This window comes from Pseudomonas sp. FH1 (genome assembly GCF_000510895.2).
GTDB lineage: Bacteria > Pseudomonadota > Gammaproteobacteria > Pseudomonadales > Pseudomonadaceae > Aquipseudomonas > Aquipseudomonas azotoformans_A.
Genome location: NZ_AOHM01000078.1, coordinates 36,380 through 48,976, shown reverse-complemented (window position 1 = coordinate 48,976; position 12,597 = coordinate 36,380). Strand labels below are relative to the sequence as shown.

8 protein-coding genes are annotated in these 12,597 nt (G+C 58.4%); all 8 read right to left on the bottom strand.

Translation table 11 applies throughout. The annotated features are described in order from the left end of the window. Positions 1–9 precede the first annotated feature (9 nt). The 8 genes from H096_RS22270 to H096_RS22235 all read right to left on the bottom strand — a co-directional run bounded on the left by H096_RS22270 (position 10) and on the right by H096_RS22235 (position 12,523). Positions 10–1,491 carry a mannitol dehydrogenase family protein gene (locus H096_RS22270; protein ID WP_033901495.1) on the bottom strand — a complete coding sequence of 494 codons (1,482 nt, stop codon included), beginning with the start codon at positions 1,489–1,491 and terminating at the stop codon, positions 10–12. An 18-nt stretch (positions 1,492–1,509) separates the two neighbouring features. Beyond that, positions 1,510–2,613: a sn-glycerol-3-phosphate ABC transporter ATP-binding protein UgpC gene (ugpC, locus tag H096_RS22265; protein ID WP_033901494.1), complete on the bottom strand. Its 1,104-nt coding sequence runs from the start codon at positions 2,611–2,613 to the stop codon at positions 1,510–1,512. 22 nt (positions 2,614–2,635) lie between these two features. Beyond that, entirely contained in the window at positions 2,636–3,466 is an 831-nt protein-coding gene (locus H096_RS22260) for a carbohydrate ABC transporter permease (protein ID WP_003173672.1), read from the bottom strand. 10 nt (positions 3,467–3,476) lie between these two features. Continuing rightward, on the bottom strand, positions 3,477–4,367 hold the full coding sequence (locus H096_RS22255) for a sugar ABC transporter permease (RefSeq protein WP_032864136.1): 891 nt from the start codon (positions 4,365–4,367) through the stop codon (positions 3,477–3,479). Positions 4,368–4,459: 92 nt separating this feature from the next. Then, positions 4,460–5,770 (bottom strand): sugar ABC transporter substrate-binding protein, encoded by a 1,311-nt coding sequence (locus H096_RS22250; RefSeq protein ID WP_033901493.1) that lies wholly within the window; start codon positions 5,768–5,770, stop codon positions 4,460–4,462. A 631-nt stretch (positions 5,771–6,401) separates the two neighbouring features. After that, a complete protein-coding gene (locus tag H096_RS22245; protein ID WP_033901492.1) occupies positions 6,402–10,157 on the bottom strand; it encodes a hypothetical protein in 3,756 nt (1,251 codons plus the stop codon). Between the two features lie 98 nt (positions 10,158–10,255). Beyond that, positions 10,256–11,161: an AraC family transcriptional regulator gene (locus H096_RS22240; protein ID WP_033901491.1), complete on the bottom strand. Its 906-nt coding sequence runs from the start codon at positions 11,159–11,161 to the stop codon at positions 10,256–10,258. A gap of 72 nt (positions 11,162–11,233) precedes the next feature. Beyond that, positions 11,234–12,523, bottom strand: a complete 1,290-nt coding sequence (locus H096_RS22235) for a glycosyltransferase (RefSeq protein WP_033901490.1) — start codon at positions 12,521–12,523, stop codon at positions 11,234–11,236. Between the last annotated feature and the right edge of the window lie 74 nt (positions 12,524–12,597).

Genomic DNA, 12,597 nt, shown 5'->3' with positions numbered 1-12,597 from the left:
GAAGGGCCTTCAATGGATGTTGGCGAGTAACCGTTCCAGGGTCCTGCTGACACCCACTTCCTGCAGGCTCCTGTAGCACCGCTCGAACGCTGCCACAAACTCGGGCGAATTGGGAATAGCCTTGCCAAAAATCTCTTCCACCCCCAGCAAACGTTGGCTGATCAACGCATCATCACTCACCAGCCCCTGGCAAAACGCTGCACGCGGATCCGGGAGGGTGTAGCTCACTCCATTCTCGTCCACGCCCTTCAAATACAACGCCCACGCTGCCACGACCAACGCCGCGCGCTCAGTCTCGCGCCCATCGGCAATCAGGCGGTTGATGGTCGGCACGGTGAACTTGGGAAACTTCGACGAGCCATCCGAACACACGCGTTCCAACTGGTCGGCAATCGCCTGGTTGGAGAAGCGGTCCACCAGCGTCTGCTTGTAGTCCGTCAGATCGATGCCCGGCACCGGCGCCAGGTTCGGCGTGACGTCCAGGTCCATGTAGGCGCGCATGTAGGCGACAAACACCGGGTCGTTCATGGTCTCGTGCACAAACCGATAACCCTTGAGAAACCCCAGGTAGGTCAGCGCCAGGTGGCTGCCGTTGAGCAGGCCGATCTTCATTTCTTCATAGGGCGTGACGTCATCGGTGAACTGCACACCGACCTGTTCCCAGGCCGGGCGACCGTTGACGAACTTGTCCTCCAGCACCCACTGAACGAAGGGTTCGCACACCACTGGCCAGGCATCGTCGATGCCGTGGTCATCATGCAACTGCAGGCGATGCGCGGTGCTGGTCATCGGTGTGATGCGGTCGACCATCGCATTCGGAAAGCTCACATTGGCCTTGATCCAATCGTGCAGCTCGGCGTTGTGCAACGCGGCAAACGCCAACAGGGCTTTACGCGTCACGTCGCCGTTGTGCGGCAGGTTATCGCAGGACATCACGGTAAATGCCGGGGTGCCGGCGGCGCGGCGTTGGGTCAGGGCGGCGCAGATAAAGCCAAACACGGTCTTGGGTGCGCTCGGGTGTGCCAGATCATGCTGGATCTGCGGCAGGTGAGCCATGAACTCACCGTTGCTGTCGTCGATGCAGTAGCCGCCTTCGGTGATGGTCAGCGAGACGATACGGATCGCCGGGTCGGCCAGTTTGTCGATCAGCGCCTGGGCGCCGTCTTCGGCCAGCAGCATGTCACTGATCGAGCCGATCACACGCACTTCGGTGTCGTCGGTATCGCCCAGCTCATACAGGGTGAACAGGTAGTCTTGGCCGGCCAGGTCGTCGCGGGCCTTGCGGTCTTCGGCACGCAGGCCGACACCGCAAATGCTCCAGTCCAGGCCAACGCCGGTGTTCATCAGCGCGTCGGTGTAATAGGCCTGATGCGCGCGATGGAAACCGCCGACGCCGATATGGGCGATGCCTTGCGTGGTGCTGGCAATCGCGTAGGCGGGCAGTTTCACGTGCGGCGCCAACTGGGTGAGGTTTTGTTTATTCAGTTTCATCAGCAAAGTCTCGCGAAATCAGGCGGCAGCGCGCAGTGGGCGGGCCACGGCAACACCGTCGGTGTCGAACAGATGGCAGTGCGCCGGGTCCAGGTGCAGGTGCAGCGTCTCGCCGTACTGGCTGGCCATGTCGCCACGGATCCGCATGGTCAGCGGCTCGCCGTTGGCGGTGTTGACGTGGCAGAAGGTGTCGCTGCCCAGGCGCTCGCCGACGTCGGCGGTGACGGTGAGAGTGGTTTGGCCGGGCGCGGCGATTTCCAGGTGCTCCGGACGAATGCCCAGGGTCACGGCACTGCCGACGCTCAAGGTGGCGCCGCTCAGTGGCAGGCTGATCAGCGTGCCTGCATCCAACTGCACTTCGCAGCTTTGACTTTCAACACGGGTGACGTTGCCCTTGAGGAAACCCATCTTCGGCGTGCCGAGGAAACCCGCCACGAACAGGTTGGCCGGCTGGTGGTACAGCTCCAACGGCGAGCCGACTTGCTCGATACGGCCACTGTTCAACACCACGACCTTGTCGGCCAGGGTCATCGCCTCCACCTGGTCGTGGGTCACGTAGATCATGGTCGCTTGCAGCTCTTTATGCAGGCGTGCCAGTTCCAGGCGCATCTGCACGCGCAACGCGGCGTCGAGGTTGGACAGCGGTTCGTCGAACAGGAAGATCTTCGGGTTGCGCACAATCGCACGGCCGATGGCCACACGCTGGCGCTGGCCGCCAGACAGCTGCTTGGGCTTGCGCTCCAGCAATGGGCCCAGCTCCAGGATGCGCGCCGCTTCGCTGACCTTGCTCTCCACCAGCTTCTTGTCGACACCGGCCAGGTCCAGGGCGAACGACATGTTCTTGCGTACGCTCATGTGTGGGTACAGCGCGTAGGTCTGGAACACCATCGCCAGGTCACGCTTGGCCGGGGTCACTTCGGTGATGTCGCGACCGTCCAGTTCGATAGTGCCTTCGCTGACTTCTTCCAGGCCGGCGATCAGGCGCAGCAACGTGGATTTACCGCAGCCCGACGGGCCGACAAACACCACGAATTCCTTATCGTTCACTTCCAGGTCGATGCCCTTGATGATGGAAAAGCCTTCGAAACCTTTTTGCAGATTCTTGATTTTCAGGTTGGCCATGATGGGCCTCCGCTAGGAATTATTATTTGACGGCGCCAAAGGACAAACCGCGCACCAACTGTTTCTGGCTGATCCAGCCAAAGATCAGGATCGGCGCGCAGGCCAGGGTCGACACGGCGGACAATTTGGCCCAGAACAAGCCTTCGGGGCTGGAGTAGGAGGCGATCAATGCGGTCAACGGCGCAGCGGCGGACGAGGTCAGGTTCAGCGACCAGAACGCCTCGTTCCAGCACAGGATCAGCGACAGCAACACGGTGGAGGCCAGGCCGCCCTTGGCAATCGGCAGCAGCACGCGGACCATTTCCTGCCAGAGGGTGGCGCCATCCAGGCGCGCGGCTTCGAGGATGTCCTTGGGGATGTCCTTGAAGTAGGTGTAAACCATCCACACCACGATCGGCAGGTTGATCAGGGTGTAGATGATGATCAGCGCAATGCGCGTGTCCAGCAGGCCAAAGCTCTTGGCCAACAGGTAGATCGGCATCAGCACGCCCACTGGCGGCAGCATCTTGGTGGACAGCATCCACAGCAGCGTGCCTTTGGTGCGTTGGGTTTCGTAGAAGGCCATGGAGTAGGCGGCCGGCACCGAAATCAGTAGGCACAGTGCCGTTGCGCTGAAGGAAATCAGCACCGAGTTCCACGCATAGCTGAAGTAATTGCTGCGCTCGTTGATGTGCAGGTAGTTCTCCAGCGTCGGCGTGAAGATGAACTGCGGCGGCGTGGCGAACGCATCGATTTCGGTCTTGAAGCTGGTCAGCACCATCCAGAAGATCGGGAAGAAGATCAGGATCGCGATGGCCCAGGCCAACGTGCCGAGCAACAGGCTTTGCAGGCGGCGGGATTGTTGAAGCGTCATGGCGCGGCCCTCAAGGCTTGTCAGTCAGGTTTTTGCCGATCATCCGCACCAGGATGATCGCCGCGATATTGGCGATGACCACGGCAATCAAGCCGCCGGCCGAGGCCATGCCCACGTCGAACTGCACCAGCGCCTGGTTGTAGATCAGGTAGGCGAGGTTGGTCGAGGCGTAGCCGGGGCCACCGTTGGTGGTGGTGAAGATCTCGGCAAATACCGAGAGCAAAAAGATCGTCTCGATCATCACCACCACGGCAATCGGGCGGGCCAGGTGCGGCAGGGTCAGGTGCCAGAAGATTGCGATGGCGCCGGCACCGTCCAGGCGCGCGGCTTCCTTTTGTTCCTGGTCGAGGGACTGCATGGCGGTCATCAGCAGCAGGATCGCGAAGGGCAGCCACTGCCACGACACGATGATGATGATCGACAGCAACGGGTAGTGCGCCAGCCAGTCCACGGGTTCTGCGCCGAAGAACTTCCACACGGCGGCCAGGATTCCGGACACCGGGTGGAAAATCAGGTTCTTCCAGATCAGCGCACCGACGGTGGGCATGATGAAGAACGGCGAAATCAGCAGCACCCGCACCAGGCCGCGACCGAAGAACTCACTGGCTTCGAGCAGAGCGCTGATCAGCACGCCGAACACCACGCTGATCAGCAGCACACTGCCCACCAGCAACAAGGTATTGGTGGCGCCGGGCAGGAAGCCCGAGTCGGTGATGAAATAGGTGAAGTTTTCCAGCCCGACGAATTGGTTTTCGCCGGGGTAGAGCAAGTTGTAGCGGATCAGCGAAAAGTACAGGGTCATGCCCAGCGGCACGATCATCCACAGCAGCAGCAAGGCTACCGAGGGGCTGACAAGGAACCAGCCGGGGTTGGCCAGGCGGTTTTTGGCGGGTGTATTCATGGTATTCAAGGCCAATACAGAGCAAGAATCGGAGTGCGCTTAAATGTGGGAGCGGGCAAGCCCGCTCCCACATTTACAGTGGAAGGCTCACCTTATTTGGGATACCCGGCCCGCTTCATTTCACGCTCGGTGGTGGTCTGCGCGGCAGTCAGTGCGGCATCCACCGTCTGCTGACCGGTCAACGCGCCCGAGAAGAACTTGCCGACCTGGGTGCCAATCGCCTGGAACTCAGGAATGGTCACCAACTGGATACCGACATACGGCACCGGCTTGAGCGTCGGCTTCGTCGGGTCCGCGACTTTCAGCGATTCCAGGGTCACCTTGGCAAACGGCGCCGCCTTCATGTACTCGTCGCTGTAGGTCGACTTGCGCGTGCCTGGAGGTACGTTGGCGATGCCATCGGTCTTGGCGACCAATGCACCGTACTCCTTGGAGGTCGCCCAACTGGTGAACACCTTGGCAGCGTCTTTGGCCTTGGAACTGGTCGGGATCGCCAGGCTCCAGGAGTACAGCCACGAAGTGCCCTTATCGGTCTTCTCGTGCGGGGCAAAGGTAAAGCCGACATGGTCAGCCACTTTGCTCTGGGTCTTGTCGGTAACGAACGAGCCGGCCACGCTGGCGTCGACCCAGATCGCGCACTTGCCGCTGTTGAACAGCGCCAGGTTTTCGTTGAAACCGTTGCTGGAAGCACCCGGCGGGCCGGATTTCTTCATGTTATCGACGTAGAAGTTCAGCGCGTCTTTCCATTCTGGACCGTTGAATTCCGGCTGCCACTTCTCATCGAACCAGCGCGCACCGTAGCCGTTGGCCAGTGTGGTGATCAGCGCCATGTTTTCACCCCAACCGGCTTTGCCCCGCAGGCACAGGCCGTATTGCTCTTTGGTCTTGTCGGTGAGTTTGCTGGCGAATTCGCCGATCTGTGTCCAGGTCGGGTGCTCGGGCATGGTCAGCCCGGCGTCCTTGAACAGATCGGTGCGGTAATAAGTGATCGAGCTTTCAGCGTAGAACGGCAGGGCGTACAGCGAGCCTTTGACGGACAAACCGTCACGCACCGAAGGGAACACATCATCGAGGTCGTAGGACGCCGGCAGATCCTTCATCGGCTCCAGCCAGCCCTTGGCACCCCACAGTGCAGCTTCGTACATGCCGATGGTCAACACGTCAAACTGCCCACCCTGGGTGGCGATATCGGTGGTCAGGCGTTGGCGCAGCACGTTTTCTTCGAGCACCACCCAGTTCAGCTTGATCTCCGGATGCTCGGCCTCGAAGGTTTTCGAGAGCTTTTGCATGCGGATCATGTCGCTGTTGTTGACGGTGGCAATGGTCAGGGTTTGCGCGCCAAGGCTGACGGCGCTGAGGGTCATGCAAGAAAAGGCAATTAGAGCTTTTGCTGTGAACTTCATCGCGCACTCCATCTCCGCGCCCAGGGGCTACGGAAGGACAGTTATTGTTGTTGTGTCTTCCACGACAGCTGGAAGAGTGTGCGTTGATTACAGCCTTCAAATGGCGTTGTGACAAATCCTTGGGAACACTGCGGCTGATACTTTTTTGCACTGGAGTTGCAGGGTGGGCACGACCACTCAGAGTGGCGCCAACCTGTGAGTTCTGACAGTAGACGCTAAAAGGTCGCAGAGGGTTAATGGGTTGGCACAACCCAACCAGGAGATGTTTATGAACTGTTCTCGCGTAAACCTCAAAAACAACACGCTTTATAAGATCGCATTGGGCGTGGTCATTGCTGTTTCGATTAATGCCTGTACCACAGGACCTCTGGAATTAAGAGAGCCTGCTTGTGTGCGAGAGGGTTATTTTAAAAGTGTCAAACCCGTAGGAGGGTTCCACCGATGCGTATGGAAACCCGATATCCAACGCTACATTCAATACCCTTATACCTGTCCGAGCGGGCTTGAGTTCGATGAGCGTGCACAAGCATGTATAAAGCCCTGACGGCTGCGTCGTGACCTGATTGTTATCGGCGTAAACCAGAAAGTCAGCGGGGATCAGTACTTCTACTGATCCCCGCTTGCATTGACATCAGATGGGATAGGGCGTCTGGACGATGCAAATATCATCCAGATCATAGAGCCCTCCGGTGGTAGGATTTCCGACAGACACTGAGGCCTCAAACGGACCATTCAGATAACCCATTACAACATCGGCGCTCAGCCAGGTATTGATGGCAGTCACATCAAACCGCTTTTTCAATGTGCCCAGTTGAACCTCGACAAAGGTCGGCGCGCCAATGGCGGCAAACTTGCTGATACGATATCTGAGTTTGACCCTGTAGTACCCAGCAGCATTGGGCGCAAAGATTTTCTGCAAACCGACTCCACTGCCCGTTTTGGGGAAGGCGTGCCAGAAGAAGTTGCCGTCTGGGTCGCGACGAATGTCTGCATCAGCGTATTCACTCACCCAGTAATTCATGTTGTCGCTGGTGAACGTCGTGCAGTCGTGGACCATCACGCTTCTTACCGTGTAATGCTTTGACGGGAACTCAATCGCCCGCCACTCATCCCTGACACCGTTTAGCGCCACTTTCAGCTGCAGGGTCAGCAGGCTGCCGTTTCCAAGGTTGTGCAGGTAACTGCTCAACACTGTTTCCAGGTGATAACCCTGGCTGATCCAGGCAGCGTCTACCTCGCCATTGGTCGTACCGTCCAGCAGGGTCAAGTTGAGCGCCTTACCGGCGCGGTCGGTACCGAACAACTTGAGCCACACGGGTTGGTGCTTGGCAATGAATGGCCATATCCCCGCCCGAGCTGTGGCGTTACCGACCGTGTCCAAATCGATTATGCCGGTAGGTGTGGCTTCATCGATCTGGAGCACGGTTTTTTTCAGCTCGGCTTGAGGCAACGGATCAAGATTCACCGTGAGCAAGACAGAGGGCCGTGTATCCGTACCTTTGGTTACCGTATACCTGATCGTGAATTGGGTCCTGGTGCTGCCGATATTGGCGGCAATCAATGCGGCGTCCAGGGGCACATTGGCGGTGCCATCAGTTTCCCCATAGATCGGCCCGATCGTAGCCGAGCCGGCGCCGGCGCTGCCTAGAACTTCCACATAGATCCTGTCGGTGGTGCTCATCGGACTATAGCTCACCCGCAGGTTTGCACCGTATTGTGCATCCAGTGCCGCCAATGTCACCAACGTGCCGGACCCGCTTGCTTTTTCCAAGATGGGTACCGGGTACTGCGCGGGCAAGGCCCTGACGGTGTAGTCGCGTTGCAAAAACCTTACGGCATTGGACAGGTCCGAGCTCCGGTCGAAGGTGACGGCACAGCGCATGCTCAATTGCTTGCCGTCCTTGAGCTTGCGTATTTCAGCAATGGGCGCCAGTGGATGAAGACCGTTCTGCTCGCCGTCCAGTCCCACCAGGTCGCCATAGCTGAAGGCATGGTAGAACTGAGTGTCGTCTGCGTAGGTGCCGAGCAGTTCGAACCACACCCGCTGAAAGTGATGGATGAAGAACCAGGGATCAACCAAAGCGCGTTCGGTGCCCTTCAGGGTGCTGAGGTCGAGTACCGCATCCGACGCATGGCCTTCCAAATAGGCTTTAGGGAATGGCGGTGGTAACAACTCCAGGTTCAACACCTGCGATGGCGTTCTGTGCAGGCCCCGGCTTACGAAGTACTGCACCTGGATAAAGTGCCCCTTCTCCTGGATGTTGGCACCCACTACATCAGGGGCGATGGCGGTGTACACGACCTTCGATGTATTGCCATTCTGGGTTTCGCAATAGGTACCAATTCCCGGGATTCCGCTCCAGCAGGTCTCGACCTGGTCGGTGGGCCGAGATTGCGCAATATTGGCCACGACGGTCGCTCCCCCTGTTGCGGCAACTGCCGCCAGTTGGTCGGGGTAGCGGGTTGCTTCTGCGACTTCCGGTCGTATCAGCGTGAGCGCTTTTCCTACAGTGATAAGCAAAACATCGGAAAAACGTTTCGCGCTGCCATCCGCCGGTTGCAGTGTGTAGCTGAGACGAATTTCCCCATCGTTATTGGCAATGGCATATTTCGCGTCTGCCGGAACCACGACCTGCCTGCCTGCCGTCGATGAGTTCAGTTTTATGTCATCACTGGTGGAACCGTTGCTGGCAGAACCTCTCAAAAACCATTCAAAAATGTCGCCGGGCGCCGTACGCGTTTCGGTCAAGGTCAAGTTGAGCGTGGTGCCAATAATGCTATCAATGTCCAAATTGTTGAACAGGTCTACATATTGCAGTTTCGGTTCGGGCATCGAGCGTACGGCCGCGCCGAAGGTCACTTCCAGAACTTCGGACTTGCGTACCGTCTGAATGCCTGAGCCCATGATCCGCATCCGGCCATCGTTGACGAGGTAGAACACGCTGACCAACCCCAGACCGATGAAACGCGAAAACTGCTCCTGGAGCACTGTGCGCGGGGGCGGAGGTGGCTCTTTCGCGCCAGCCAGCAATTCTTCTTCGTACTCGACCAACCTGTTTGTCGAGTCCAGGGCTTCCATGCGGAAGGTCACGCTCCAGTCAGCGTCATAGGGCGAAAATTCTGGAAAAAAGGCCTGGAAATAGGAGATTGATGGGTCAATAAAACCACCTTCGTTTTTATCGATGGTCATTGCCGGCATCGATCGTTTAACGCCACTCACGGTGACATTCAAGCGCCTGGAAGTGCCGAGGAGGCTGCCAGTGGACGTTTTCAGCTCGTATTCGATCTCCAAGTGACCGCCGATCACGGCTTCTGCGTATTTTTTGTCTACTGGGGTCGTAGCTGACCGATCGATTCGAGCAGCAAATGGCGTGAGAAGTACGGTAGTGCGTCCACCGTCAGAGTCGATTAGGGTCAGTTTCACGTGGATCATGGCGCCAGCGGGTGTAGATACGCCATTTGGCAGCGTTTTAGGAATGACCACTTCGACTTTCAGCGGTTTTTCCCCGTCTTTGTCGTAGTCCAATTCGTCGACCGAATCCTCATTGACGGTGAAGTGCGCTCGGTTGAGCAACAGTTTGTTCAGGTCAGTTTCCACCCTTATGGGCATCGACCACTGCGGTACTTCCCCGGAATAGTTGAACACGATGTCAAAGACCCGGAAGTAAATCACCACCCAGCCACTGCCTCCGGCGATGATGGTTGACTCTGGCACATGCACGACAATCGGCTTGATACCGTCGAGGTGGTCTTGATCAATCTCCAAGAACACTGGGTGACCGTTCCACCACACCTCGATAGTGTCTCCCACCGCCATGTTCGGATAAGGATCAACTGTCAAGTCCACGCCTTGCTTAGCCCGTTCGGGGTCGAGTACACCGTCCACCAGATCAGGCGGTAAATGCATGATCAGCCGCGAGTGATAATAGGGATTGGTGCTGACGCCGCCGGGGCGGTCGGTTTTGACAAGCCAGGTTTGATATGGGGAGATGCTCGGGGTGCCGCTGCCCACTCGCTCCACTTGGCCAAAACACGGATAAATATAGCCCCTCGGTACCAACCCTTCTGGGATCACCAGCGTGACAAAGTTTTTATCCGGATCCAAATCTTCTTGCCTGATGTCACCGGCGGCAATGGCGTAAGTGAAACTGCCCATGAATAACTTGAACGTGTCGCCTTTATTGAAGTTGAACCACTTGCTGAAACGCACGGTAAGCCAGGGCTGCACCAGTCGAATGTTCAAGCCGATATCAGCGCCTGGAATCGGCTGCACTGCGTCGCTGACAAACGGGGAGTCCAGTGGGTCGGCAATGACGGGGGGCCTTGGCCCATGGCGATGGGGCTTGCAGACAGGGCAGGGCAGGTTGGAGGACGTGAGTTTTTTCATAGTGAGCGCTCCTTATGCAGCATAAAGCTGGGTAAGGAAATCACACACCCCTCGGTGTGGCGCGTATAGCTGTCAAAGTTGACAGTAGCGACGGGTGGTCAGGCCAGGTTCTGCTCCGTCAAGCGCTGTACTGCCAACCGACGGTAGTGCGACGGGGTCATGCCCTTGAGCTGCTGGAAGCGCCGATTGAAGTTGGAAATATTGTTGAAGCCCGACTCGAAACACACATCGGTCACGGGCTTTTCGCCATCGGCGAGCAGTTCGCACGACCTGCTGATGCGCAGGCGGTTGACGAATTCAACGAAGGTACGCCCGGTGGCCTGCTTGAACACCCTGGAAAAATAGGTGGGTTTCATCCCCAGATAATCTGCCACTTCTTCCAGCGGCAATTCGCGCGCGTAGTGGGCAAAGATGTAGTCCACCGCGCGGTTGGTGCGGTCGATGCTGTGCTCGTCGGCCAGTTGTGGCGTGGTCACTCCGGACAGTAGCTGGTAGTCCTCGCACGCGTTCAGCACCTCCAGCAGGATAAAGAAGTGCCCCAGGCGCGCCATGCCTTGGGCGTCCTCAATGCGTTGCATCAAGGTCATCGCCTGGGCAATCGTGCGCTTGCAGCGAAACTCTATGCCGTACTGCGCGCGCTCCAGCAACGGCGCCAGGCTCTTTAACTCGGTAAAAATGTGGCTGCCGTGCTCGAACAACTCATCGGTGAAGTTCACCAGCATGTCGCGCTTGGGTACCACCTCGTCTTCTTCCACCTGGCTGATCCAGTTATGGGGCAGGTTGGGGCCAGTGAGAAACAGGCTTTCCGGGTAGAAGTTGCCGATGTAGTCGCCGATAAACACCTTGCCGGAACTGGCAACGATCAGGTGCAGCTCGTATTCCTTGTGGAAGTGCCAGCGCACCAGCGGGCAGGGAAAACCGTGCTGGCGATAGATGATGGACAGGCCGTTGTGGTCGTCCATCAGTTCGTAGGAAGGGTCGGTGATACGCGTTGCTCGGGTCATGCTGCCGTCGCTTTATTGTGGTTGCTGCGTAGGATAATGCCCCGTTGCGCGTCACCTCGCCAGCGCGAGTGTTTATACGACGCGGTTTTTCGCCTCGATCCACTGGGACATGTACTGCGTACTTTTATGGGCGTGGTGGCGCAGCATGCTGCCGGTGAAGTTGTCGCGGCGGTGGGCGTTTAGCGTGCTGCGGCACTGCTCCAGGCAAGCCACCAGTGCAGGGCCATGGATGTTCTGGTCATAGCGGCGGGCCAACAGATGGCGGCCGTTTTCCTGGGCCTGGGTCCAGCGTTTGCGGTCCTGGTAGAGCGCTACCGCAGCCGCGGCCATGGCCTGTGCGCTGTGTTCGATCACGCCCGGCCAGGGTTGCTCGTCGCCCATGGCCTCGGCGCCGATGGGCGTGGTGATATTCGGTGTGCCGCAGAGCATCGCGTCCGCCAGCTTGCCCTTGATGCCGGCGCCGAAGCGCAAGGGCGCCAGGCAGATACGCGCGGCGGTCATGACTTGCAGGGCATCTTCGGCCCAGTTCATCACATGAAAGCCCTGAGCCGGGTTGTGCAAGGCGGTGGCTTTGGGCGGCGTGTAGGCACCGTAGATATGCAGCTGCGCGCCCGGCAATTGCTGGCGGATCAACGGCCACAGGCTGTTTTTCATCCATAACACCGCATCCCAGTTGGGCGCGTGGCGGAAGTTGCCGATGCTGAGGAAGTGCGCGCGGTCTTCAAACGGTGCGAACGGTTCGGACGGTGGCTCCAGCATCAGTGGGCACCAGTGGAGCAGGGCGGCCGGCACCTTGAAGTGCTCGGTGAGCAGGCGGATTTCCACATCCGAGATCATCAGGCTGATATCGCAGCGGTAGATCGCCGCGATTTCGCGTTTGGCCAGGTCGGTGTCGGCCATCAGCTGGAACTCGGCCTGCAGCGCGGGGGAGAACAGTGCGCTGAAATCGTCGCTGTCGGGGTGCACCTTCAGGTGATCCTTGAAACGCTGGTGACGGGCGTCGCGCAGGCTCTGCAGGTCGGAGGTTTCCAGGACGCGCAGGGCGTTGGGGCAGCATTTCTCGACGCGCCAGCCGAACTGTTCCTCCATCATGAAACGGTCGAACAGCACGATGTCCGGGGCCAGTTCGTGGATAAAGTCGTCGAAACTGCTGTTATTGAGTTCGATGGTGCACTCGGCGATGCCCAGCGCAGGCAAGTCGGCCTTGTGTTCGCCAACAGTGGCGGGGCTGCTGAAGGTGATGTCCCAACCTTGTGTAAGAAAGCTCTCAAGGATTTGCATCATATGCCCGCCTGCGGCCGAGGAACGGGGTTCCGGCCAGACGTATCCAATGACCAGGACTTTGGTGGCAGGGGCATTCATCGACATCGTTTTCCTTGAGGGGCAGGACGCAAAGCGCGCAATTAAACCATAACCTACGGCATGACAATTTATGT